Genomic DNA, 24759 nt, shown 5'->3' on the forward strand with positions numbered 1-24759 from the left:
GGCTGCAACAGACACCTGAACGAGACAGGGGGGACACCGTGGGCACACCACGCCTGAGCAGCACGCCCTTGCCCGGCATCGGGGTTCGCTACGACCTCACCACGCGCGAGCAGCGCCGCCTGTCGGTGGTCGCCCACCGGGACGGCTCACGGACGCTGAGCGCCTACCGCGAGGACGATCCGGACGCGTGCGCGCTGTCGGTGCGGCTGACCTCCGGCGAGGCGGCCACCCTGATCGACGCGCTGATGCCGGCGCACCACAGTCCCAACCTGCTGTCCACGACCGAACTGGGCCTCGTCGCCGAACGGATCGAGCTGTCCGCCACTTCCCACTGGAACGGACGGGTGCTGGGCGAGACCCGGATGCGGACCGAGACCGGTGTGTCCATCGTGGCCGTGCTGCGCCGGGCCGAGGCCATCCCCTCCCCGTCGCCGGACTTCCGGCTGGCCGGCGGCGACACCCTGATCGTGATCGGCACGCGCGAAGGCGTGGAGTCGGCCGCCGAGATACTCGGGCGGGAGTGAACCGCGATGCACTCGTCCGCGGTCTTCCTCATCGAGTTCGGCGCGATCATCCTCGGTCTCGGACTGCTGGGCCGGTTCGCCGCGCGCTTCCAGTTCTCGCCCATACCCCTGTACCTGCTGGCCGGGCTCGCCTTCGGCGAGGGCGGCCTCCTTCCGCTTGGCACCAGCGAGGACTTCGTCGCCATCGGCGCCGAGATCGGCGTGATCCTGCTGCTGCTGATGCTCGGCCTCGAGTACACGGCCAGCGACCTCGTCTCCAACCTCAAGTCCCAGTACCCGGCGGGACTCGTCGACGCCGCGCTCAACGCGCTGCCGGGCGCCGTCATGGCGCTGCTGCTCGGCTGGGGCCCGGTCGCCGCCGTCGTACTGGCCGGCGTCACCTGGATCTCGTCCTCCGGCGTCATCGCCAAGGTCCTCGGCGACCTCGGCCGGCTCGGCAACCGCGAGACACCGGTCGTGCTGAGCATCCTGGTCCTCGAAGACCTCTCCATGGCCGTCTACCTGCCGATCGTCACCGCGCTGCTCGCCGGTGCCGGTCTCGCGGCGGGGAGCGTCACCCTCGCCATCGCGCTGGGCGTCGCCGGACTCGTGCTCCTGCTCGCGGTGCGCTACGGCCGCCACATCTCCCGTTTCGTGTCCAGCGACGACCCGGAGAAGCTGCTGCTCGTCGTGCTGGGCCTCACCCTGGTCGTCGCCGGGCTCGCCCAGCAGCTCCAGGTCTCCGCCGCGGTCGGGGCGTTCCTGGTCGGCATCGCGCTGTCGGGTGAGGTGGCCGAGGGCGCGCACAACCTGCTGGCGCCGTTGCGGGATCTGTTCGCCGCGGTGTTCTTCGTCTTCTTCGGGCTGCACACCGACCCCGCGAGCATCCCGCCGGTGCTGCTGCCCGCGCTCGCGCTGGCCGTCGTCACCGCGCTCACGAAGATCGCCACCGGCTACTGGGCCGCCGGCCGCGCCGGGATCTCGGCCAAGGGCCGCTGGCGTGCGGGCGGCACGCTGGTCGCCCGCGGTGAGTTCTCCATCGTCATCGCCGGGCTCGCCGTGACCGCCGGCATCGAGCCGTCACTCGGCCCGCTGGCCACCGCGTACGTGCTGATCCTGGTGATCCTCGGCCCGCTCACGGCCCGTTACACAGAGCCGGTGGCGACACGTCTGACGCAGCGTCTGCGCCGGTCCACGTCTAGGGTCCCGGCAGTCATCGTGAGCGAGAACGAGACCGACGCCCATCCGACGGCGGACGCACCGCACGACGCGGTGGACAGCCGGGACGTGCTCGGTCGGCCATGAGCGAGGGCGCCCGGGTGAAGCCGGGCGCAGACGGGGCCTCATGACGACGCAGTAGTGCGGGAGTTCGCCGGCAGACTCACGGAAGGGCACCTGGGCGTGCCATATCTCGCCGGCGGCCGGACGGCGCCGGCCCGCGTGAGGCCGCCGTCGTCCCACCAGCGCAGCGCCCGGTAGCACAGGAGCGCGGCGAGGCCGGCGGCTCCGCTCAGGGCCAGGGCTCGGGAGCTCCACTCCGGTGCGTCGAAGCGGACCGCGGCCCAGGCCACGGCGGCCCGACCGAGCACGAGCACGAGCGCCGCACGGCCGAGGAGGACCCACCACGGGCCGGAGCCGCACAGTCGCAGCGCGGGGTCCTGGTAAGCCATCTGGTCGGGCACGGTGACCGGCAGCGCCAGGACGTAGCCGACGACGACCCACAGGGTCAGCAGGCGCGCCGTCACGCCGGCCCGCCGGTTCGCCCACTCGGCGACCTCGAACCGAGCCTTCAGCGGCTGAGCCGACGCCGGTACACGACGAAACCGGCGGTGAGCCCCAGCGCGCCGACGGCGAGGCCGGCTCCCAGAGCCACCTCGAAGTCGGCCGGTCCCGTGGCACCGCCCAGGCCGCCTCTGACTCCCCGTGTGGGGAGCGGCGTCTGCGTGACGATGACCGGCGACGGCACGGTCACGACGCGGCGGGGCAGGTTGTCGCAGGCGATGCCGTGGTGCCGGCCCTGGCCCCGGTCTCGGTCGAACTCCGCCTGTGCGTCTTCCTGGAAGGTGAAGTCGTTGCAGTCCAGGTCGGTCCGCGCGGGGGCGGCATGGGCCGCCGGGCCGGCGGCCAGGAGAACGGTGAGCGCGGTCGTGCACAGCACGGGTATTCGTTTCTTCACGAACGTTCCCTTTCGGTCCTGAGGTCTCGACGACCGTCACTGCGACCGTAGGGACGCCTCCCGCGCACCGGCGCGTCCTGCTACGCCGTACGAAGTCACCGCCGATCGGCGACGCCCGAACGGCGCAACGCCGGGCGCTCAGTCCGCCCGGGGGCCGTACGCCGTCATGAACCGGTCCCGGAAGCGGTCCATGCCCCAGGTCGGGGCGTTCTCGGCGGGCTTGAGGCCGTCCGTCCAGTGCCAGTCGGCGATGCGGTCCAGGACTTTCTGGTCCCGGGCCACGATGGTGACGGGGACGTCCTTGCTCGTACTGCCGGCGGTGACCGTCGGGACGGGCTGGTGGTCGCCGAGGAAGACCAGGACGGTGTCGTCGGTGCCGTAGCGCTCGACCCATTCGGTGAGGCTGCGGATCGAGTACTCGATGGCACGGCGGTACTCGGTGCGGACGCGCTCGGGGTCCTGCCAGACCTCCTTGGGGTCGGTGCCCTCCTTCTTGATCCGGTGGAAGACCGAGCCGTCGCCGAGGTCGTCCCAGTCGATCATGCGGGCGATCGGGGACCAGGGGTTGTGGCTGGAGGCCAGGATGATCTCCGCCATGATCGGCTCACGGTCCTTCCTGCCGTGCTCGAGGCGCTGGAAGGCCTCCAGGCTGAACTGGTCGGGCACGGGGGTCCAGCTGAAGTACGGGCCGTGGTAGCCCAGGTGCTCGGAGTCGTAGATGTGGTCGAGGGCGAAGTACTCGCCCTCCGGCCAGGCCCGCCGCACGCCGGGCACGACGCCGACCGTGCGCCAGGCGCCCGTCTTGCGGAAGTAGCTGTTCAGCGTCGCGCGATCGCTGGTCGTCAGACTCCGGTACCGCTGCTGGTTCTTGATCCAGAGGCCGGAGAGGAACGTGGAGTGCGCCAGCCAGCTGCCCGCTCCCGTCACCGGCGACCTCAGCCAGGCGCTGCGCGACTGGAACCCGGCGGCCTTGAGCGAGCTCGTCCCCTCCTTGAGCACCGCGTCGATGTGCGGCGCCATCGCCGGGTCGTCGATCGCGACCCGGCCGTAGCTCTCGATGAACGTGAACAGCACGTCCTTGCCGCGCAGCCCCGTCAGCAACTGGTCCGGCGGTGTCTTCGCGAAGGCGTCCACCGCCGCCTGCTTCTGGAAGATCCGCCCGTCCACGAGGCCCGCACGCACCTGCTCGATGCGGTTGTTGACGAACTCGGCGTTGCCCTTGGTGGCCAGCGGGACTCCGGTGACCTGGATGCCGAGCGTCATACAGGTGATCCACGCCGTACCGAGGATCAGCGTGGTGCGGGCGGCGACGGGCCGGTGACGCACCATCAGGTCCGCCACCCGCACCATCGCCAGCGTCATGAGGACGAGTACGGCGACGATCAGGACGATCACCCCGACGACCGCGAGCACCTGACCGGTCCGCCCGAAGGACTCCCGGACGAACTCCGCCGCGTCGTCGAGCAGTATCCAGTCGAGGACCAGGTCGAAGGGGCGGGCCAGCACCTGGTAGAAGCCCATGTCGACGAACTTCAGGACGGTGAGCAGGCCGAGGAGCGCTCCCGACACCACTGTCATCAGCCGCCGGGAGCGGGGCGGCAGCGCCAGCAGCAGGCCCGCGAGCAGGATCCCCTCGGCCGGGAGGCGGAAGAACGCCTCGGGGGTGAGCCGTTCCAGGCGGTTCGGCACGAGGAGCGCGAAGAGCAGGAGTACGCCGGCCAGGACCGTCGTCCCCACGGTGACGCCGTGTGCCGTACGGGGGTAGCGGCGACGCCAGCCGAACCAGCCGGGGGCCGGGGAGCCGGACGGTTCGGCGGCGGGACTCGACTTCGTTTCGTCAGCCGCTGCCTCGACCGTGTCGGCTGTCCGGGCCGCCTCGGCCGCCTCCACGGCGTCGGCCGCCTCGCCCGCGTCCTTCGTCCCCGCTTCTTCCGTCTCCTGCGTTACTTCCTCTGTTGCCTCCTGCGACACCCGGAGGTCCTCCCGTGCGGTCTTGCGATGGCATGGCGAACAGCGCCCGATGACCGGGCCTGCCACCACGAGTACGTCCGCACGTCACCTTAGGTTCAATCGGAGCTGCCCGGAATTCACCCGTCCGCAGCCACCGCCACCTCTCGCGCCCACCGGTAGTCCGCCTTCCCGCTCGGCGAGCGGCGGATCGAGTCCGTGATCACCAGCTGGCGTGGGATCTTGTACCCCGCGAGATGGGAGCGGCAGTGCGCCTGGATGTCCGCCAGCGACGGCCGCACCGCATCCGCCCGCAACTGCACCACGGCCGCGACGTGGTGCCCCCACTTCGCGTCCGGAACCCCGGCCACCAGCGCGTCGTACACATCCGGATGTGACTTCAGCGCCTGCTCGACCTCTTCCGGGTACACCTTCTCGCCGCCGGTGTTGATGCACTGCGAGCCGCGCCCCAGTACGGTGACGACGCCCTCCGCGTCGACCGTGGCCATGTCGCCGAGCAGCACCCACCGCTCGCCGTCCTTCTCGAAGAAGGTCTCGGCGGTTTTCCCCGGGTCGTTGTAGTAGCCGAGCGGAACGTGACCGCACTGGGCGATCCGGCCCACCTCACCCACCGCGACCGGCTCGTGCGTGGCCGGATCGACCACCTGAGTGCGGGAGTTGACGCGGATGCGGAAGCCGCGCTCGGGGCCGGAGTCCTCGGTCGCCGTACCGTTGAAGCCGGACTCCGAGGAGCCGAAGTTGTTCAGCAGCATCACGTTCGGGACGAGTGCCTGGAACTGCCGGCGCACCGTGTCGGACATGATCGCCCCGGACGAGGACACGCTGAACATCGACGAGCAGTCCGTGCCCTTCATGGGCCCGCTGAGAGCGTCGACCAGCGGCCGCAGCATCGCGTCGCCGACCAGCGACATGGCGGTGACCTTCTCCTTCTCGACCGTCCGCAGAACCTCCTCCGGCGCGAACTTGCGGTGGATGACGACGCGTTGGCCGAAGTTGAAGCCGATGAAGGCGGTCAGCGTGGACGTACCGTGCATCAGCGGGGCGGTGGGGAAGAAGGTGATCCCGTCGCCGCCCGCGGCGACGCGCTCGGCCAGCTCCTCCGGCTTCTTCACCGGCTCACCGGTCGGCGCGCCGCCGCCCAGCCCCGAGAAGAACAGGTCCTCCTGGCGCCACATCACACCTTTGGGCATCCCTGTGGTGCCGCCCGTGTAGATGATGAACTGGTCGTCGCCGGACCGCGCCGGGAACCCGCGCTCGGGCGACCCGGCGGCTTCGGCGTCCGCGAAGGCCACGGCGGGCACGACCGGCGCGTCGGGTGCACCGCAGGACACGCCGCCCACGCGCACCAGATGCCGCAACCCGGCCACCTGAGGCAGCGCGGCCGCCACCCGCTCCGTGAACTCGGCGTCGAAGACGAGGGCCACCAGATCGGCGTCCCGGTAGAGATACACCAACTCCTCTTCGACGTAGCGGTAGTTCACATTGACCGGCACGATCCGCGCCTTCAGGCAGCCCAGCACCGTCTGCAGGTACTCGACGCCGTTGTAGAGGTGGAGCCCGAGGTGCTCGCCGGCGCGAACCCCGCTGTCGATCAGATGGTGGGCGATCCGGTTGGCGGCCGCGTCCAGCTCCGCGTACGTCAGACGGCGCTGCGCACCCGTGCCCGGATGGTCGATGTACACGAGCGCCTCGCGGTCGGGAACCGCGTCGACGACCGACTCGAACAGGTCGGCAAGGTTGTACTCCACCGCTCCTCCTGACCTCGCTCACCACCGGCTGCCGGTCATCAGAGCAAAGGGCGGCACAAGTGTGAAGGGTCCGCGCACAAGAAATCTGACTGCCTGTCAGAAAACCCTTGAAGTGCCTCCCCGCCTACTGCAACCTGTTCTCGTTCTTATCGAGGGGAGACGGGCGATGAGTGGGACGGAACACCTCACCGTGCGACGCGAAGGCGCCACACTGGTGCTCACGCTCAACAGGCCGCAGGCAAAGAACGCGCTCTCGTTGTCCATGCTCGTCGGCCTGTACGACGGCTGGATCGAGGCCGACGAGGACGAGGCGATCCGCTCGATCGTGCTCACCGGAGCGGGCGGAGCCTTCTGCGCGGGGATGGACCTCAAGGCGCTGGCCGGGAAAGGCATGGAGGGCGAGCGGTACCGGGACCGGCTCAAGGCGGACCCGGACCTGCACTGGAAGGCGATGCTCCGCCACCACCGCCCCCGCAAACCGGTGATCGCCGCGGTCGAGGGGTACTGCGTCGCCGGCGGCACGGAGATACTCCAGGGCACCGACATCAGGGTCGCGGGCGAGTCGGCCACCTTCGGGCTCTTCGAGGTGAAACGCGGGCTGTTCCCGATCGGCGGCTCCACGGTCCGCCTGCAACGCCAGATCCCGCGCACCCACGCCCTGGAGATGCTGCTCACCGGACGCCCGTACGGCGCTCGGGAAGCCGCCGGCATCGGCCTGATCGGCCACGTCGTGCCCGACGGCACGGCGCTGGACAAGGCCCTGGAGATCGCCGAACAGATCAACGCCTGCGGCCCGCTGGCCGTCGAGGCCGTCAAGGCGTCCGTCTACGACACCGCCGAGATGACCGAGACCGACGGCCTCGCCGCCGAACTCAAGCGTGGCTGGCCCATCTTCGACACCACGGACGCCAAGGAAGGCGCCCGCGCCTTCGCGCAGAAGCGGCCGCCCGTCTACAAACGCGCGTAGCGCTGCGCACCCGACCTCTGAAGGAGGCCCGTCCCCCGATGCCCGAAGTCCTCAAGGCCCCGCTGACCGTCGAATTCCCCTTCACCCGCTCGCTCAGTCCCGTCCAGAGCGCCTTCCTCACCGGCCTGCGCGAACGCGTCGTGCTCGGCGTGCGGACCACGGACGGCCGCACGCTCGTCCCGCCCGTCGAATACGACCCGGTCACCGCCGAGGAGATCCGCGACCTGGTCGAGGTCGCCCCGACGGGCACGGTCACCACCTGGGCCTGGAACCACGCCCCCCGCCGCGGCCAGCCCCTCGACACCCCCTTCGCCTGGGCCCTGGTCCGCCTCGACGGCGCCGACACCGCCCTCCTGCACGCCCTCGACGCCCCCGGCCCCGACGCCGTGCACACGGGCATGCGCGTCCGCGTCCGCTGGGCCGAGGAGCGCACCGGCACCATCACCGACATCGCCTGCTTCGAGCCGTACGACGGCGACCCGGCCGAACCAGCCGGTCACACCGGCCAGTTCGAGGACCCGGTCACCGGCATCGTCGCCCCCGCCCGCCTCGACTACACCTACTCACCCGGCCGCGCCCAGACCGCGTACATCAACGCCCTGGCCGAACGCCGCAACGTCGGCGAACGCTGCCCGTCCTGCCGCAAGGTGTACGTCCCGCCGAGGGGTGCCTGCCCCACATGTGGGGTGGCCACATCCGAACAGGTCGAAGTAGGTCCGCACGGCACAGTCACCACCTTCTGCATCGTCAACATCAAGGCGAAGAACCTCGACATCGACGTGCCCTACGTCTACGCCCACATCGCCCTCGACGGCGCGGACCTCGCCCTCCACGGCCGTATCGGCGGCATCCCCTACGACCAGGTGCGCATGGGCCTGCGCGTGGAGCCGGTGTGGACGGAAGGGGCCCGGTATCCCGACCACTACCGGCCCACGGGCGAGCCCGACGCGGACTACGACACCTACCGGGAGCTGCTGTGAACCGCGAGATCGCCGTCGTCGCCTTCGCGCAGACCGACCACCGGCGCACCAGCGAGGAGTTCTCCGAAGTGGAGATGCTCATGCCCGTCCTGCACGAGGTGCTCGGGCAGACCGGCCTGAAGACCGCCGACATCGGCTTCACCTGCTCCGGCTCCAGCGACTACCTCGCCGGCCGCGCCTTCTCCTTCACCCTCGCCCTGGACGGCGTCGGAGCCTGGCCGCCGATATCCGAGTCGCACGTCGAGATGGACGGCGCATGGGCGCTGTACGAGGCCTGGACCAAGCTGCTCACGGGGGACGCCGACACCGCGCTCGTCTACTCCTACGGCAAGTCCTCACCGGGCCCCCTGCGCGACGTCCTGACCCGCCAGATCGACCCCTACTACGTCGCCCCCCTCTGGCCCGACGCCGTCGCCCTGGCCGCCCTCCAGGCCCAGGCCCTCATCGACGCCGGCGACACCGACGAGCCCGCGCTCGCTGCCGTCGCCGCCCGCAGCCGCGAGGACGCCACGGCCAATCCCCATGCCCAGCTGAGGGGTTCGGTGCCGCACGGCGAGTACGCCGTACGACCGCTGCGTACCGGCGACTGCCCGCCCATCGGCGACGGGGCCGCCGCCGTGATCCTCGCGGCGGGGGAGCGGGCCCGCGAGCTGTGCGCACGCCCCGCCTGGATCCGGGGCATCGATCACCGCATCGAGGCGCACGGCCTCGGCGTGCGTGACCTGACCGACTCGCCCTCCGCGCGGCTCGCCGCCGAGAAGGCGGGCGCGTTCGAACGGCCCGTCGACACCGCCGAGTTGCACGCGCCGTTCACCTCACAGGAGGTCGTCCTGCGCAAGGCGCTGAGGCTCGACGACGGCGTGCGCGTCAACCCGTCCGGCGGGGCGCTCGCCGCCAACCCCGTCATGGCCGCCGGGCTCATCCGCATCGGCGAGGCCGCCGCCCTTGTCCACCGGGGCGAGTCCGACCGCGCGCTCGCCCACGCCACCTCCGGCCCCTGTCTGCAACAGAACCTGGTCGCCGTACTCGAAGGGGATCCGCGATGAGCAAGGAGCCCGTGGCCGTCATAGGCATCGGTCAGACCAAGCACGTCGCGGCGCGCCGGGACGTGTCGATCGCCGGCCTGGTCAGGGAGGCCGCGCGAAGGGCCCTGGACGACGCCGAGTTGACGTGGGCAGACATCGATGCCGTCGTCATCGGCAAGGCGCCCGACTTCTTCGAGGGCGTGATGATGCCGGAGCTGTATCTCGCCGACGCGCTGGGGGCCGTGGGCAAGCCCATGCTCCGGGTGCACACGGCCGGGTCGGTCGGCGGGTCCACCGCCCTCGTGGCGGCCAACCTGGTCGCCGCCCGGGTGCACGGCACCGTGCTGACGCTCGCGTTCGAGAAGCAGTCCGAGTCCAACGCCATGTGGGGGCTGTCCCTGCCGATCCCCTTCCAGCAGCCCCTGCTGGCCGGGGCGGGCGGCTTCTTCGCGCCGCACGTGCGCGCGTACATGCGGCGCAGCGGCGCGCCGGACACGGTCGGCTCGCTGGTGGCGTACAAGGACCGGCGCAACGCGCTGAAGAACCCCTACGCCCATCTGCACGAGCACGACATCACCCTGGAGAAGGTCCAGGCCTCGCCCATGCTCTGGGACCCGATCCGCTACTCGGAGACCTGTCCGTCCTCCGACGGCGCCTGCGCGATGGTCCTCACCGACCGGGCCGGAGCCGCCCGCGCGCCCCGCCCGCCCGCCTGGATGCTCGGCGGCGCCATGCGCAGCGAGCCCACCCTGTTCGCGGGCAAGGACGCCGTGTCGCCGCAGGCCGGCAAGGACTGCGCGGCCGACGTCTACCGGCAGGCGGGCATCGCCGATCCGCGCCGGGACATCGACGCCGTCGAGATGTACGTGCCGTTCTCCTGGTACGAGCCCATGTGGCTGGAGAACCTCGGCTTCGCCGCCGAGGGCGAGGGCTGGAAGCTCACCGAGTCCGGGGTGACCGAGTTGGACGGCGATCTGCCCGTCAACATGTCGGGCGGGGTGCTGTCCACCAACCCCATCGGGGCATCGGGCATGATCCGTTTCGCGGAGGCGGCTCTTCAGGTGCGCGGGCAGGCCGGGGAACACCAGGTGGAGCGGGCCAGGCGGGTCCTCGGGCACGCCTACGGCGGCGGATCCCAGTTCTTCTCCATGTGGCTCGTGGGAGCGGAACCCCCGACCTCCTGAAAGGTCCCCCTCGCGTGGCCTGTCGACACTCGTGACCGATCGCTAGGCTGACCCGCGGACGACGCGAATCGGGAGGAGCACGGACGTGGCCGAGAGCACCACCATCCAGCAGCCGCCGCTCACGGGCTGGGACAAGCCGGAGCTCGACCTCAGCAACGCCGACTGGCACTCGAGCAGCCGTGGCCTGGGGGATGTCCAGATCGCCTTTGTCGAGGGGTTCATCGCGATGCGCAACAGCGGCCGCCCGGAGAGCCCTTCCCTGATCTTCACCCCCGCCGAGTGGGGTGCCTTCGTGTCGGGCGCGAGGGAGGGCGAGTTCGACCTGACGTGACGTACGGGCCCGGGTGAGCCGGCGGGCGGATGTGCCGCGCGCCGGCCGCCCGGGGCCGATCCGGGTGTGTTCCGCCCGTTTCTCCGGACACGCGACCCTGAGAAACCCCCTGGGGGCCATGCCTGAGCGAGGCTGGCCCGGGAGGGGAAGGTCGCCTTCCGGAGGTGAGGAACCCATGAGCACCCTGCCGGTCATCGCGGCGGTCGACGGTTCGGACGACAGTCTCGTCGCGCTGGACTGGGCCTTCGAGACCGCCCTGCTGCGCGAGGCGCCACTGCGGGTGGTCCACGTTCAGCAGTACGCCGCCTGGGCCGGGCCCGAGGTCCTGCCCGCCGGCCAGCCGGAACCGGTCGACGATCCGGTGCTCGACCGGGTGCGCCGGTATCTGCAGGGCCGTGTCGAGCAGCCCGTCGTGCAGTACGTCGCGCTGGACGGGTCGCCGAGTGCCGCGCTGCCCGAACTCGGCTCCACCGCCCAGCTACTGGTGCTGGGCAGCAGGGGCCGGGGCGGCTTCGCCGGTCTGCTGCTCGGGTCCAACGGCATGGCCGCCGCGCGTGACGCCGTGTGCCCGGTCGTCGTGGTGCCCAAGCCCGGGCGTCAGGTGCACGACGGGATGCCCGTCGAGCCGGGACCACGGGTCGTCGTCGGCCTTCAGGTCGACAGCCCCGACGAGGCCACGCTGTCCTTCGCCTTCGCCGAGGCGGCCCTGCGCGGCGCCCGGCTCCAGGTCGTCGCCGCCTACACCTGGCCGCTGCACATCTGGACGGCGGCCACGGCCCAGATCGTGCCGCCGTCCGAGGACCAAGAGGCCGTCGAGGCCGAGACCCGCACCCTCGCGGAAGGCTTCCTCGCCCCGCACCGCGAACGCCGTCCGGAGGTCCGAGCCGAGCCGTACGTGGCCCCCGGCGCCGCCGCCGGTCTCCTCGTCGCGGCATCGAGGGACGCGGACCTGGTCGTCGTGGGCCGCCACCGGCGCCGCCTGCTGGCCCCGGCCCGCATGATGGGCTCGGTGGCCCAGGCGGTCCTGCTGCACGCCGCGAGCCCGGTGGCGGTGGTGCCGCCAGAGCCGTTGGCGGAGTGAGGAGGCCGAGCGGCGGGTCACGCCGTGCCGAACCAGGCCTCGGCCAGGGACGGCAGCGTTCCGTCGGCAGGTGCGCCCAACTCCCGTAGATACCAAGGGAGATTGCTGTACACGTGCAGCAGCGTGTACGCGAGCAGCACGGCCGGGTCGAAGGCGGTGCCGTACGACTTGGCGAGGCGGCCCAGCAGCTGCGGGTCGCCTCGTGTGACGAACACGCCCACGCCGACGAAATCGTACGCCCGGTCACCGATCATGGCCGGCTCGAAGTCGTAGAGGCCGGTCAGTCGCCAGCCGTCGGGATCGACGAGGAAGTGCTGCCGCATGACCTCGGTGTGCAGCAAGGAGAGCTGGGGGGTGCGGGGCAGTGGTACCGAGGCGAGGAACCCGGGGATCTGCTCCAGCCAGTCGGCGGACAACCCACGCCCACGCTGTCGCTCCACCGCCCCGGCTCGCTGCCGGTCCACGAACGCGCCCCACTCCCCGGGACCGAGGACGTCTGCGAGCGGCCCGGCATCGAGCGCGTGCAGCACGGCGAGGGCCTCGCCGATCTCGGCGACGATGCGCTCACGGTCGGCACGCGGAACCCGGTCCCAGACGCCGGCCAGGTTCTCGCCGCGCAGCCGGGACATCAGCACGTACCGCCAGCCGTTCTCGTACGCGCCGGCGTCGTGCACGCGAGGCGTCGGTACGGGCAGAAGCCCCTGGATGTGGGACAGGACCCGGCCCTCGGCGATGCCGTCCTGGGCGGCTGCTCCGGGGAAGAGCTTGAGGACGTGCTCGTCGCCCACGGCGTAGACCGGCTGCGATCCGTCCGGAAACCGCCTCAGCGGGGCGCCGCCCAGGCCGAGGCGGGCGGACAGGTCCTCCGCTCCGGGCCGCATGATCGTCTCGTCGGGGACGACGGCGTCCCACTCCTCGTCCGTTTCCACCGGTGGAAGCATGATCGGGAACGTAGGGTGGCCGCTGTCGCAGGGCAAGGTATTTTCGTGACGCCCGGCGGCGCGGCCGAGCCCGCTGGAGCCCGAGCCCATGCGCGGGAAGCAGCGCTCGAACCCCCGCCCGCACGTCACGGAGCAGGTCCGGCCACGTACCATGGCGACATGTCGTTCCTCCGCCGCCGCAGCGCCACGCCCGCCGGGCCCGACTTCGACGTACTGGCCATGGACCCGGGCGACTGGCCGGGCAACCTGGGCGCGGGGCTGCTCCCCGCCCCGGACGGCAGCTGCCAGGGCGTCTTCCTGCGTTACGACCTCTTCGGCGGCCGCGGCCCCGCGATGATCATCGGCAACCTTCCCGAGGGCTCGCCGGCCCGCGAGGTCGACGAGGGCGAGATCCCGTTCGAGGTCGCGCAGCTGCTCCTCGCCTTGGAGAACGACGAGGAGGTCACCGTCGTCGGCAGCGAGGACGTGCCGGTGATGCAGGGCGACAACCTCCTGATCGTGCGGCGCCTGAAGCTCTCCGAGAGCCGGATCTCCTGCGTACAGTTCGACCGCAGCGACAACGTCCTGGTCACCATCGCCGCCTGGGACCGCCCCATCACCGACGACCTGTACGCCCTCCTGAAGCCGCTGCCCGCTGAGCTGTTCCAGCAGAGCTGAATCGTCCCGCCACCGCGTCACCGTCCGGCCCCGGGCAGCCCAGTGCTGACCCCTTCTCGTGTTGTCATGACCCTTGCCGCAGAGTCATCGGATCTCTAGCGTCAAGGGTCATGTCATATGAGCCGTATGGGATCACCCGAAGAGCTACCTTAAAAGCAGCGGCCGGAGGTGCCGGAGGGCTGGCTCTGGGAGTCGGATCCGCAGAAGCTGCCGCCGCTGATTCATCCGATGTGTCGAGGGAGGCGTCCGTGCTCTGGTACGCCACCCCGGCCGCCGACTGGGAGCGCGAGGCCCTGCCCGTCGGCAACGGCGCGCTCGGCGCCATGGTGTTCGGCACCCTCGCCTCGGAACGGCTGCAGTTCAACGAGAAGACACTCTGGACCGGTGGCCCCGGCTCCGCCCAGGGCTACGACCACGGCAACTGGCGCGTCCCCCGCCCCGGCGCGGTCTCCGCCGTACAGGACGACCTCGACACGCGGACCACCCTCGACCCCGAGTCCGTGGCCGACCGGCTCGGCCAGCCACGGCTGGGCTACGGCGCCCATCAGACCTTCGGCGACCTCCACCTCGACCTGCCCGGCGCGCCGCCGACGACCCCGGAGGACTACCGCCGCGAACTCGACCTCGACAACGCCGTCGCCTCGGTCACCTACACCCATCAAGGCGTCCGTCACCAAAGGGACTTCTTCGCCTCCCACCCCGATGGCGTGATCGTCGGCCGCCTCACCGCCGACCGGCCCGGCAACGTCACCTTCACCCTGCGCCACACCTCGCCCCGCGCCGACTTCACCGCCACCGCGGCCGACGGAACCCTGACCGTGCGGGGCGCACTCGCCGACAACGCACTGCGCTTCGAGGCACAGGTCCGAGTGCGCAGCCAGGGCGGCACCGTCACGTCCGGCGCCGACGGCACCCTGACCGTCACCGGGGCCGACAGCGCCTGGTTCGTCCTGGCGGCGGGCACCGACTACGCCGACACGTTCCCCGGCTACCGCGGCCCCGACCCGCATCCGGCCGTCACCCGTGCCCTGGAGCAGGCGGGCGACCGCTTCGAGGCGCTGCTCGCCCGCCACGTCCGCGACCACCGCGCGCTCTTCGGGCGGGTCGGCCTCGACATCGGCCAGTCACTCCCGGCGGACGTGCCCACCGACGCGCTCCTGGCCGCCTACACCGGCGGGACGAGCGCGGCGGACCGCGCCCTCGAGGCCCTCTACTTCCAGTACGGCCGCTACCTGCTCATCGCCTCCTCCCGCCCCGGCTCCCTGCCCGCCAACCTCCAGGGCGTCTGGAACAACAGCACCACGCCCCCGTGGTCGGCGGACTACCACACCAACATCAACATCCAGATGAACTACTGGCCCGCCGAGGCCGCGAACCTCGCCGAGACGACGCAGCCGTACGACCGTTTCGTCGAGGCCCTGCGCGTTCCCGGACGTCGTACGGCACAGGAGATGTTCGGCTCGCGCGGCTGGGTCGTGCACAACGAGACCAACCCGTACGGCTTCACCGGTGTGCACGACTGGGCGACCGCGTTCTGGTTCCCCGAGGCGGCGGCCTGGCTCACCCAACAGCTCTACGAGCACTACCGGTTCAGCGGCTCCACCGACTACCTCCGCACCACCGCCTACCCGGTGATGAAGGAGGCCACCGAGTTCTGGCTCGACAACCTGCGCACCGATCCACGCGACGGCACCCTCGTCGTCACCCCCAGCTACTCGCCCGAGCACGGCGACTTCACCGCCGGTGCGGCCATGTCCCAGCAGATCGTCCACGACCTGTTCACCAGCACCCTCGAAGCGGCCCGGATCCTCGGCGACACGCCCGACTTCCGCCGCCGCGTGGAGGAGGCGCTGACCCGGCTCGACCCCGGACTGCGGATCGGCTCCTGGGGTCAACTCCAGGAGTGGAAGGAGGACTTGGACGACCCCACCGACACACACCGGCACGTCTCGCATCTCTTCGCCCTCCACCCGGGGCGGCAGATCGAACCCGGAAGCGCGTGGGCGGAGGCCGCCAAGGTCTCCCTGACGGCACGCGGGGACGGTGGCACCGGTTGGTCCAAGGCCTGGAAGATCAACTTCTGGGCCCGGCTGCGCGACGGCGACCACGCCCACAAGATGCTCGGCGAGCAGCTGAAGTCCTCGACCCTGCCCAACCTCTGGGACACCCACCCGCCGTTCCAGATCGACGGCAACTTCGGCGCCACCTCCGGGGTCGTGGAGATGCTCCTGCAGAGCCAGCACGACGTCATCGAGGTGCTGCCCGCCCTGCCCACCGCCTGGCCGGCCGGCTCGGTGCGCGGCCTGCGCGCCCGCGGCGGCGCCACCCTCGACATCGAGTGGGCGGACGGACGGGCCACCCGTATCGCCCTGAAGGCGTCCCGGACCCGTCAAATCACTGTACGCAGTGACCTGTTCAAGGACGGGGACCTGACCTTCAGGGCGGTCGCCGGGCGGCGGTACACCTGGGAGAGGAAGGACTGACGCCTCGCCGGACCGACGTTCCCCCGGTGGTGCCGTCAGGCGGCCGACGGCACCACCCGCACATCCGCAGCCCGCACGAACGCGACCCGGTGACCGTACTGGATCTCGTAGTACAGGTCCTTGCCGACGACGACCCGGTGCGAGTCCGCGTCGAAGGTCACGGCGTAGTAGTACTCGCCCGGCACCTTGTCACCGACCACATACCGCTGGCCCGCCGGCAGGGTGTACGGCAGTGGCGACACGGCCTGGGAGGGGACGCCCGAGGGATAGGCGGAGGCCTCGGGGTAGGCGCGCCCGTACACCGGGACGCTCGCGGCGCCGGCTTTGGGGGTCACCACGAGACCGGTCGCGTTCACCGCGGTCGGGTTCTTCCCGGGGTTCTTGAACCACGCCTTCTGGCCGAGGTACCAGATCGCCGTCCAGTCGCCGTCGCGTCCGGCCACCGCGTACTGCTGGCCGGTCGAGACCCGGGAGGACAGGTCGTTCACACCGGTGCTCGGGGTGCTGCCCAGACCGATGTCCTTGATGAGGGGATACGACTCGCCGGGCCCGGAGTACAGGCGCACCGCGCTCGAACCGTGGGCCGCGCAGGGCCGGCCCGCGGACACGCAGCCCGTGTACTCGGGCCGGTTGGTGGCGTAGTCGGGGCGGATCGTGACCATGCCGCCGTTCGGGCCCGCGGTGGGCACGAAGGGGCGGCCGAGCAGTTCGAAGTAGTGCCGCCAGTCCCAGTACGGGCCGGGGTCGGTGTGCATGCCGCCGATCGTCGACGCGGTCGGGCCCGGCACGTTGTCATGGCCGAGGATGTGCTGCCGGTCCAGCGGGATGCCGTACTTGTGGGCGAGATACGTCACCAGGCGCGCCGAGGACCGGTACATCGCCTCGGTGTACCAGGAGTCCGGCTGCGCCAGGAAACCCTCGTGCTCCAGACCGATCGACTTGGCGTTGACGTACCAGTTGCCCGCGTGCCAGGCCACGTCCTTGGCCTTCACATGCTGGGCGATATGGCCGTCGGTGGAGCGCAGCGAGTACTGCCACGACACATAGGTCGGGTCCTGGACCATCTGGAGGACACCCTCCCAGGCGCCCTCCGTGTCGTGGATGACGATGTAGTCGATGTCCTGGGAGGCCGGACGGTTGCCGAGGTCGTGGTTGCCGTAGTCGTCTTCCCCGAACTCCTCGTACGGCGCCGGGATCCACTCGCAGGACACCGTCGGCGGGCACTCCGTCCCGGCCGCGTTCGCCGTCCGCAGCCCGGCCCGCCGCAACTGCGCGATGTCGGGGGACAGGCCCGGCTGGGCGGCGAGGGCGACCAGTTGGCCCGCGTCCGTGCGGCGCTCCTGACCGGTGCGCAGAACGTCGTACACATCGTTCGCGTACGCCGTGGCCGTCGCCCTGTCGTCGGCGCCGGAGAAGCGGGCCACCGCGCCGTACCAGTCCGCCGGATCGGAGCTCAACGGCTCGCCGAGCTCCTTCTGCGCGGCGGCGAGCAGAGCGGCGCCGCCCGCCACATTGGCGGCCGGATCCGTACGCAGTGCCCGCGGGCTCAGCCCGGTCAGCTCGGCCGCCCTCGGCAACGTGCTGAGCCGGGCCGGGATCTCCGAGGCCGGCGGCAGCTTCGCGGTGGGGAGCAGGGGCGGGCGGGCGCTGTCGCCGCGCGCGTCCTCCGTGCCCTCGCTGTGGTGCGGCGTGGCCCCGGCGAGCGCGGTGCGGGCGTCGGTGAGGTGCATCGGGCCGTAACCGCCGGTCACGCTCGGGGCCCCGTCGTGCGCGTCCCAGCGCGACTGCAGATAGGAGACGCCGAGCAGGACGCTCTGCGGCACGTCGTACTCGGCGGCGGCGGAGGCGAAGGCCGACTGCAGGCGGTCCGCCGCACCCGGGGCATCCGGCGGGGCCGCGCCCAGCAGCGGGAACAACAGCGCCACCGCGGCCGACGCGACGGCGGTGGCCCGGGTGCGTCCGTGCCCGGCTGCTCGGTCGGGGGCGATGACGGATCCGCGCATTGCAGCCTCCTGGGACGGTCGGGCGCGATGAGCCGTGCGGGGCCGGGCGTGCGTCTGTGGTACCGGCTGTCCGACGATCCGTCAATCATGCCGCCGGGTCGGCGAAATGCCCTGGAGGTCGAGCGTCGCGGGAGTTTCGTGGCGGGGGCTCCCGGCCCTGAGGGGCGCCACTGGCGTACGCCAATGGGGCGTACGCGGGCAGACATACGAAGGCCCGCGGTGCGCCGTTGTCCCTTGCGCACCGCGGACCACCGTCCCCGTCAGCGAGTGCCGACCGCCGCTCGTACGGCCCGTCGGGCCAACTGGCAGTCGTCGTGCAGCCGCCTCAGCAGCAGCCGCTGTTCCTCGCCGGACGGCGCAGCACCCGGGTGGGCCACTCCCGGTGCCGCCGGGGTCGTGTCGTGCATCGAACGCTGCACGGCCGTCTCATAGGTACGGATCTCCCGGGTCAGCACGAGCATCAGGTTCACCAGGAACGCGTCCCGGGAAGCCGGCCCCGCCGACTGGGCGATCTGGCTGATCTGCCGCCGCGCCACCGGTGCGTCCCCGAGCACCGACCACAGCGTCGCCAGGTCGTAGCCCGGCAGGTACCAGCCCGCGTGCTCCCAGTCCACCAGCACTGGACCGGCCGGTGAGAGCAGGATGTTCGCGAGCAGTGCGTCGCCGTGGCAGAACTGGCCCATGCCCTGCCGGCCCGCGGTCGCCGCGATGCCGTGCAGCAGCTTCTGCAGATCGCCCATGTCCCGGTCGGTGAGCAGGCCCAGCTCGTGGTACCGGGAGATCCGCGTCGCGTAGTCCAGCGGGGCGTCGAACGTGCCCGCCGGCGGCCGCCACGCGTTGAGCCGGCAGATCGCTCCGAGCGCCGCCCTGATGTCCGCACGCGGCGGCGCCTCCAACGGGTGCCGCTGCAGTGCCGCCACCCGGCCCGGCATCCGCTCGATGACGAGTGTGCAGTTGTCCGGATCCGCCGCGATCAGTCTCGGCACCCGCACCGGAGGGCGGTGCCGGACGAACGAGCGGTATGCCGCTATCTCGTGCCGGATCCGCTCGGCCCACGCCGGCGAGTGGTCGAGTAAACACTTGGCGACGGCCGTGCTGCGCCCGGTCGTGCCGACCAGGAGCACGGACCGCCCGCTGCGGCGCAGCACCTGCACCGGAGCGAACTCCGGGCAGATCCGGTGCACCGACGCGATCGCCGTACGCAGCTGGGCGCCCTGGGGGCCGGACAAGTCGAGTCTCCCGCTGAGCGGTTGGGTGCCGAGCCCCGCGGGGCGGCGCGCCCGGCCCGCGCCGAGCACGGGGGCGGCCGTCGGCCGCGCGGGGTCGAGGTAGGGGCCGCTGCCCGCCGGGCGGGCACGCAGCGACCGGGGCGGGGCGGACACGGAGGACGATGCTGCGTACATGGGAGAGACAGATCCCTTCGTGTGCCTGCGACGACAAAGCGCTGCCCGATCCGGCCGCCCGGGTGCACCCTGGGGAATGCACCCACGTACTCAAAGGGCGACCGGGTCGGGGTGGCGCGTTCCTACCTGACACCCGATGCGCAGTGGCACACCATCTGGCGCACCCTGGCGAACCCTGGCGAATAGTCCCGGGGCAACTCTCACCCGGCTACTGTCAACTCAGCCGAGAACCTGGGGGCTTGACGTGAGCGGAGAACCCAACACCCGCCTATCGGACCTGTTCGGCCTGGCCGGCTGGTCCAAGGGCGAGCTCGCGAGGCTGGTCAACCGGCAGGCGGCGGCCATGGGCCACCCCCAGCTGGCGACCGACACCTCGCGGGTGCGGCGGTGGATCGACATGGGAGAGATCCCGCGCGATCCGGTGCCGCGGGTGCTGGCAGCCCTGTTCACCGAGCGTCTCGGCCGTGTCGTGACCATCGAGGACCTCGGTCTGGTCCGGCACGGGCGTGCGGGGAAACGGCAGGACGGCGGGAGTGCGGAGCATCCCGACGGTGTGCCGTGGGCGCCCGAGCGGACGGCTGCGGTCCTCACCGAATTCACGGGAATGGACCTCATGCTCAACCGACGCGGCTTGGTGGGCGCGGGTGCCGCGCTCGCCGCGGGATCCGCACTCAGCAGCGCCATGCACGACTGGCTGCACACCGACCCGGCCCTCAAGGCCGACGCCCCCCGATTCGACGACCCTCTGCACGCCGACCCCGCCGGTTTCGACCGGTACGAGGCGGCCCCGATCGGTTCTCAGGAGATCGAGGAACTGGAGCGCTCGGTCGAGGTGTTCCGGGCCTGGGACGCGGCCCGCGGCGGCGGGCTGCAGCGCAAGGCGGTCGTGGGACAACTCAACGAGGTGGGCGGCATGCTCGCCTACCGTCACCCCGAACATCTGCAGCGGCGCCTGTGGGGCGTCGCCGCCAACCTCGCCGTCCTCGCGGGCTGGATGTCGCACGACGTCGGCCTGGAACCCACGGCACAGAAGTACTTCGTCATCGCCGCCCACGCGGCCCGAGAGGGCGGCGACCGGCCCCGCGCCGGGGAGGCGCTCTCCCGAGCGGCTCGCCAGATGGTGCACCTGGGCCGGCCGGACGACGCACTCGACCTCATGAAACTCGCCCAGTCCGGCTCCGGCGACCAGGTGCTGCCGCGCACCAGGGCCATGTTCCACACCATCGAGGCCTGGGCGCAGGCGTCGATGGGCAAGGGCCAGGCCATGCGCCGCACCCTCGGACAGGCGGAGGACCTCTTCGTCTCCGACCGGGGCGATGTGCCGCCGCCGAGCTGGATGCAGACCTTCAAGGACGAGGATCTGTACGGCATGCAGGCCCTGGCCTACCGCACGCTGGCCGAGTTCGAGCCGGGCGCGGCCGCGCACGCCCAGCACTACGCGGAGAAGGCCTTGGCCCTGCGCATCGACGGCCGGGAGCGGTCGAAGATCTTCGACCATCTGTCCATGGCGTCCGCCTGCTTCATCGCGGACGACCCCGAACAGGCGGACCGGTACGCACGGCTGGCCCTGATGTCGATGGGCTCGAACTCGTCCGGACGCACCTGGGACCGGCTGCGCCAGATGTACCGGCTCACCGCCGAGTACTCCAGCTATCCGAAGATCCACGAACTGCGGGAGGAGATCCGGTTGGCGCTGCCCAAGGCGAAGAAGCCGGGCGGCGGCCACAGCGCACAGGCATAGGGGGACTGTGCAGCTGATCGATTCCCGGCAGTACCAGGACGTCACCAAATCCAGGAAGTCGCACCGGACTTCTAGGATGTCACCCTGGCCACGAGCACACAGGCGTTGTCCTCGCGCTCGCTCTCACCGAACTCCTCCACGACCAGCCGTACGCAGTCCTGTGCGTCGCGTGCCCCGCCGAGACGGGGGGCCAGGTCGAGGAGCCGGTTCGGGGAGTGTCCGCTGTGCCGGGACACCAGCCCGTCCGTGTGCAGCAGGAGCAGGTCGCCCACCTCGAGGGTCTCTTCGGCCTGCGCGTAGACGGCACCCGAGATGGCGCCGAGCAGGACGCCGTCCGGCGGGTTCAGCCTGCGCCCCGTCCCGTCGCGGAACAGCAGCGGGGCGGGGTGTCCGGCCTGCGCCCAGGTCAGGGTGCGGGTCTCGGGCCGGTACCGGCAGCAGACGGCGCTGCCCAGGGCCGGCTGGACGGTGGCGTCGAGCAACTGGTTGAGCCAGGACATCAGTTGCCCCGGCTGGGTGCCCGCCATCGCCATGCCGCGGACGGCGCCCACCAGGGTCGCCATGCCCGACGTCACGGCGACGCCGTGCCCGGTGAGGTCGCCGACACTCAACAGCGTTGCGCCGTCGGCGAGTTCGAGGGCGTCGTACCAGTCGCCGCCGATCAGCGTGCTCGTCGACGCCGGCAGATAGCGAGCCGCGAGGTCCAGTGTCCGGGGGCCCCCGTGCGGGAGCCGCAGGGAGCCGCGCCACGGCGGCAGCACGGCCTCCTGCAGCTCGACCGCGAGCCGGTACTCGGTCTGCGCGTGGTGCCGGTGGCGCTGGAGCGAGTCACGGGTCTCGCTCACCGCGCGCCGGCATCGGCGCAGTTCGCTGACGTCCCGCAGCACGGCCCACATCGAGGCGGCGCTGCCGTCAGAGTCGAGCACGGGCTCGCCCATCATGTGCACCGTCCGGACCTCGCCGTCCGGCCGCACGATGCGCAACTCCCCGTCGATGGGCTTGGCGTCCACCAGGCAGTGGGTGACCATCGCCGTCAGTGTCGGCCGGTCCTCGTCGAGTACCAGGGACGGCAGCTCGTCGAGGGTGAGCGGCGGAGCGGCGGGGTCACGCCCCAGGATCTGGTAGAGCTCGCCGGACCAACTGGCCTCGTCCGTCAGCAGGTTCCACTCCGCGCTGCCGACCCGGCTGAGCAGCGAGTCGCGCCGGGGAGTGGGGAGTTCGGGCTGTTCGGCGGGCGCGGCGGCAGGACCGGGGGAAGTGGGAGCCGGGCCGTCCCGCAGTTGTGCCAGGTGCTCGTCGAGGTCGTTGAGCTGGTGCAGGGCGAGGTCGTACAGCGCCCGCTGCCACCGCTCCTGCGGACCGGCGGCGTCACTGGGAGTGTCCCGCCGTACGGCGTCGACGTCGCCCCGGAGCCGCCGCGTCTGCGATATCAGCGCGTCGACCGAGCCGCGCCCGGGCGGCTGGGCGGCGGGGTGGTCCGCAGAGAGATGGGGCGGCATGACGCACTCCGATGCGGGGACGGTACGACCAAGGCTGACGGAAGGACCGTTACGACTCTGGCACAGCCCGCGACGCCCCGTAAGGGATTTGGCAACACCCGATACGGTGGTGCGTCTGGCATATGCCAGAGTCTTCACGGAGGGCCTGAGCCGTGCGGATGCCGTACGCCGCCAGAGGGGTCAAGTCGTAGACGGCGTACGTGATTTGACGGTCTCGCGAGACGATCGTACGGTGCTCAATCGGGTGTTCGACGGCCGTGTGTTCCAGGGGTGGCGCGGAGATCGGCGGCGGCCGGAGGGATGCATCGTTCGAGAGTGATGCAGCTCACATAAATGGAGTGGCCTTCGGTGTAATGCGAAGGGCACCTGCGGAGTCGTAAAAGCACAGCGGCAAAACCGTCCGACCTCCGACCCGCAGGGGAGACCGCCCATGGACATCGCCCTCGAGCAGCCCGCCCGTGCCCGCCTGATCACCGGCGAGGAGCGCGAACTCCCCGTGCCCGCCAAGCTGCGATACACCTCCACCAACCCGCTGGCGGTGCACCTCGACTTCCCGGGCGAGGTCTCCCTCGATGGGCAGGGCGCCACCTGGATCTTCGCCCGCGGCCTGCTGGAGGCGGGGCTGCGCGGGCCGGCCGGCGACGGGGACGTGCACATCTGGCCGTGCGGGCCCGAGCGCACGGTCGTGGAGCTTCACTCGCCCTACGGCATGGCGCTGCTCCAGTTCGACACCTCCGCCCTGAACCGCTTCCTGCTGCGCACGTACGCGGTGGTCCCGCCCGGTGAGGAGGACCTCGGGGCGGTCGTGGAGCGCGGTCTGAGCACGCTCTTCGGCGGTGTGTGAGGCGGCAGGCCTGACCGGACGGCCGCCTGCGCGAGGAGGTGAACCGTCGAGGAGGCGACCGGACCGCCGCTGTGCCTCCTCGACGAACCGGTGTCAGTACCGCAGCACCCCGGCGATCCCGCTGGCGTCGCTCAGCGTGCCGTCCGGTACGAAGCGGACGTCGGCGCCGGTCTCCAGGCACTGCTCGACGATCTCGTCCACGATGTCCTCGCGGGCGTCGAGGTCGCCGCTCTCGGCCGGGATCAGGTGGCCGCCGTCCTCGCCGCGCACCGTCACCCGGTAGTTCTCCTCGACGGCCAGCAGCCGGACCCGCCCCTCGCGGGCGCTGCGCCAGACCTCGTCGACACCCGCCGCGAACGCCTTGCGGCCCATGGCCGATTCGAGTTCGCGCGCCACGGCGTCGGTGTTCCTGCGGTTCTCGGCGGTGATCACCGGCTGGATCGCCTGCCACACGGCGTCGTGCGAGCCGTGCGCGAGCCCGCCGTGCGGGACGTGCACCGCCTCCTTGCCGACGCCGCCGATCTCGTCCAGCAGGGAAAGCGCCGCCTGTTCGCCGGTGACGTACAGCGGTCGCGGGTTGTCCCGCAGGATCGCGCTCATCGCGGAGTCCGCGTCCTTGAGGAAGTGGCGGGTGCCCTCGTCGCGGAACGTGCTCGGGTTGTCGCCGATCCGCTCCCGGCGCTCGGCGTCGAAGTTCTCGACGCGCTTGGTCAGCGGGAACCCGCCGATGCGGGCCTCGGTGACACGGTCCAGGCTGCCGTTCCACAGGGTGACGCGGTCGGCCGAGACCGACAGCACCCAGAACGGCCGCTCGGCGGCCTCCGCGGAGACGAGGTTGCGGGTCAGGAAGGTGTCCGAGAGCACCACGCGCTCGGGCACCGTGCGGGCGAGCGACCACACCTGGTGCTCACCCGGGGCGGCGAAGATCACCAAACCGTCCTCGGCGTACGTCAGATCGATCTCGGCGAGTGCCTGGTCGAGCTGCCGCTCCACATCCGCCCGTCGCTCGCGAGTGACCGAGGGATCGGCCTCCAGCTGCTTCTTCGCCTCGGCCACGACATTGCGCAGCCGGACGTGATCCTGGGCCCGGTAGGGCTCTCGGCGATGCGTGGGCGTCAGCACGGACACGGCCGGATAGGGGCGCGGGCGCCGCAGCTCGATGAGGGTCGTGGGACTGAGTGCGTGCTCCATAACAGCACGATAGGGCCGATTCGCGGATCGGGCA

21 protein-coding genes are annotated in these 24759 nt (G+C 71.4%); 12 read left to right on the plus strand and 9 right to left on the minus strand.

Translation table 11 applies throughout. The features are described 5' to 3' along the window. Nucleotides 1-38 precede the first annotated feature (38 nt). Both IF78_RS0108180 and IF78_RS0108185 read left to right on the plus strand, forming a co-directional pair. Nucleotides 39-524 (plus strand): cation:proton antiporter regulatory subunit, encoded by a 486-nt coding sequence (locus IF78_RS0108180; protein ID WP_199921384.1) that lies wholly within the window; start codon nucleotides 39-41, stop codon nucleotides 522-524. Between the two features lie 6 nt (nucleotides 525-530). After that, nucleotides 531-1808: a cation:proton antiporter gene (locus IF78_RS0108185; protein ID WP_031480114.1), complete on the plus strand. Its 1278-nt coding sequence runs from the start codon at nucleotides 531-533 to the stop codon at nucleotides 1806-1808. A 38-nt stretch (nucleotides 1809-1846) separates the two neighbouring features. Here IF78_RS0108185 and IF78_RS0108190 read toward each other — a convergent pair whose 3' ends face one another. From IF78_RS0108190 to IF78_RS0108205, 4 genes are all read right to left on the minus strand, one after another. Then, nucleotides 1847-2248: a hypothetical protein gene (locus IF78_RS0108190; protein ID WP_031480116.1), complete on the minus strand. Its 402-nt coding sequence runs from the start codon at nucleotides 2246-2248 to the stop codon at nucleotides 1847-1849. A 44-nt stretch (nucleotides 2249-2292) separates the two neighbouring features. Further along, nucleotides 2293-2679 carry a hypothetical protein gene (locus IF78_RS0108195; RefSeq protein WP_031480118.1) on the minus strand — a complete coding sequence of 129 codons (387 nt, stop codon included), beginning with the start codon at nucleotides 2677-2679 and terminating at the stop codon, nucleotides 2293-2295. Between the two features lie 138 nt (nucleotides 2680-2817). Then, nucleotides 2818-4650 carry an alkaline phosphatase family protein gene (locus tag IF78_RS0108200; protein ID WP_031480120.1) on the minus strand — a complete coding sequence of 611 codons (1833 nt, stop codon included), beginning with the start codon at nucleotides 4648-4650 and terminating at the stop codon, nucleotides 2818-2820. Between the two features lie 116 nt (nucleotides 4651-4766). Further along, nucleotides 4767-6395 (minus strand): acyl-CoA synthetase, encoded by a 1629-nt coding sequence (locus tag IF78_RS0108205; RefSeq protein WP_031480122.1) that lies wholly within the window; start codon nucleotides 6393-6395, stop codon nucleotides 4767-4769. A gap of 166 nt (nucleotides 6396-6561) precedes the next feature. Here IF78_RS0108205 and IF78_RS0108210 point away from each other — a divergent pair, with 166 nt between their 5' ends. The 6 genes from IF78_RS0108210 (at nucleotide 6562) to IF78_RS0108235 (ending at nucleotide 11963) form a co-directional block, all read left to right on the plus strand. Beyond that, entirely contained in the window at nucleotides 6562-7362 is an 801-nt protein-coding gene (locus IF78_RS0108210; protein WP_031480124.1) for a crotonase/enoyl-CoA hydratase family protein, read from the plus strand. A 38-nt stretch (nucleotides 7363-7400) separates the two neighbouring features. Further along, nucleotides 7401-8342, plus strand: a complete 942-nt coding sequence (locus IF78_RS0108215; RefSeq protein ID WP_031480126.1) for a Zn-ribbon domain-containing OB-fold protein — start codon at nucleotides 7401-7403, stop codon at nucleotides 8340-8342. After that, nucleotides 8339-9388 (plus strand): thiolase domain-containing protein, encoded by a 1050-nt coding sequence (locus tag IF78_RS0108220; RefSeq protein WP_031480128.1) that lies wholly within the window; start codon nucleotides 8339-8341, stop codon nucleotides 9386-9388. The genes IF78_RS0108215 and IF78_RS0108220 overlap by 4 nt, the downstream gene beginning before the upstream one ends. Beyond that, a complete protein-coding gene (locus tag IF78_RS0108225) occupies nucleotides 9385-10551 on the plus strand; it encodes a thiolase domain-containing protein (protein ID WP_031480130.1) in 1167 nt (388 codons plus the stop codon). Before IF78_RS0108220 ends, IF78_RS0108225 begins: the two co-directional genes overlap by 4 nt. Nucleotides 10552-10636: 85 nt before the next feature. After that, a complete protein-coding gene (locus IF78_RS0108230) occupies nucleotides 10637-10882 on the plus strand; it encodes a DUF397 domain-containing protein (RefSeq protein ID WP_031480132.1) in 246 nt (81 codons plus the stop codon). 175 nt (nucleotides 10883-11057) lie between these two features. Next, the gene (locus IF78_RS0108235) at nucleotides 11058-11963 is read left to right on the plus strand and encodes a universal stress protein (protein ID WP_031480134.1); all 906 of its coding nucleotides are present in this window, start codon (nucleotides 11058-11060) and stop codon (nucleotides 11961-11963) included. A gap of 17 nt (nucleotides 11964-11980) precedes the next feature. Here IF78_RS0108235 and IF78_RS0108240 read toward each other — a convergent pair whose 3' ends face one another. Next, nucleotides 11981-12904, minus strand: coding sequence for an aminoglycoside phosphotransferase family protein (locus IF78_RS0108240; protein WP_031480136.1), 924 nt, complete (start codon nucleotides 12902-12904; stop codon nucleotides 11981-11983). Between the two features lie 159 nt (nucleotides 12905-13063). On the opposite strand from IF78_RS0108240, the gene IF78_RS0108245 reads away from it, so the two are divergent. Beyond that, the gene (locus tag IF78_RS0108245; protein WP_031480138.1) at nucleotides 13064-13561 is read left to right on the plus strand and encodes a hypothetical protein; all 498 of its coding nucleotides are present in this window, start codon (nucleotides 13064-13066) and stop codon (nucleotides 13559-13561) included. Nucleotides 13562-13809: 248 nt separating this feature from the next. Beyond that, complete coding sequence (locus tag IF78_RS0108250; protein ID WP_031480140.1) at nucleotides 13810-16044, plus strand: glycoside hydrolase family 95 protein; 2235 nt, start codon at nucleotides 13810-13812, stop codon at nucleotides 16042-16044. Between the two features lie 35 nt (nucleotides 16045-16079). Here IF78_RS0108250 and IF78_RS0108255 read toward each other — a convergent pair whose 3' ends face one another. Together IF78_RS0108255 and IF78_RS0108260 are read right to left on the minus strand one after the other, a co-directional pair. Continuing rightward, complete coding sequence (locus IF78_RS0108255; protein WP_031480142.1) at nucleotides 16080-18047, minus strand: N-acetylmuramoyl-L-alanine amidase; 1968 nt, start codon at nucleotides 18045-18047, stop codon at nucleotides 16080-16082. 260 nt (nucleotides 18048-18307) lie between these two features. Then, nucleotides 18308-19450 carry an aminoglycoside phosphotransferase family protein gene (locus tag IF78_RS0108260; RefSeq protein ID WP_031480143.1) on the minus strand — a complete coding sequence of 381 codons (1143 nt, stop codon included), beginning with the start codon at nucleotides 19448-19450 and terminating at the stop codon, nucleotides 18308-18310. 244 nt (nucleotides 19451-19694) lie between these two features. Between IF78_RS0108260 and IF78_RS0108265 the strand changes: the two genes are divergently transcribed. Then, complete coding sequence (locus tag IF78_RS0108265) at nucleotides 19695-21191, plus strand: DNA-binding protein NsdB (protein WP_031480145.1); 1497 nt, start codon at nucleotides 19695-19697, stop codon at nucleotides 21189-21191. Between the two features lie 71 nt (nucleotides 21192-21262). Here IF78_RS0108265 and IF78_RS0108270 read toward each other — a convergent pair whose 3' ends face one another. Beyond that, nucleotides 21263-22690, minus strand: a complete 1428-nt coding sequence (locus tag IF78_RS0108270; RefSeq protein WP_031480147.1) for a PP2C family protein-serine/threonine phosphatase — start codon at nucleotides 22688-22690, stop codon at nucleotides 21263-21265. A 430-nt stretch (nucleotides 22691-23120) separates the two neighbouring features. Here IF78_RS0108270 and IF78_RS0108275 point away from each other — a divergent pair, with 430 nt between their 5' ends. Next, nucleotides 23121-23534 carry an SsgA family sporulation/cell division regulator gene (locus IF78_RS0108275; RefSeq protein WP_031480149.1) on the plus strand — a complete coding sequence of 138 codons (414 nt, stop codon included), beginning with the start codon at nucleotides 23121-23123 and terminating at the stop codon, nucleotides 23532-23534. Nucleotides 23535-23627: 93 nt separating this feature from the next. Here the strand turns inward: IF78_RS0108275 and IF78_RS0108280 are convergent, their stop codons facing one another. Then, entirely contained in the window at nucleotides 23628-24725 is a 1098-nt protein-coding gene (locus tag IF78_RS0108280; RefSeq protein ID WP_031480151.1) for a baeRF3 domain-containing protein, read from the minus strand. Between the last annotated feature and the right edge of the window lie 34 nt (nucleotides 24726-24759).

This window comes from Streptomyces bicolor (assembly GCF_000719285.1).
Classification (GTDB): domain Bacteria; phylum Actinomycetota; class Actinomycetes; order Streptomycetales; family Streptomycetaceae; genus Streptomyces; species Streptomyces bicolor.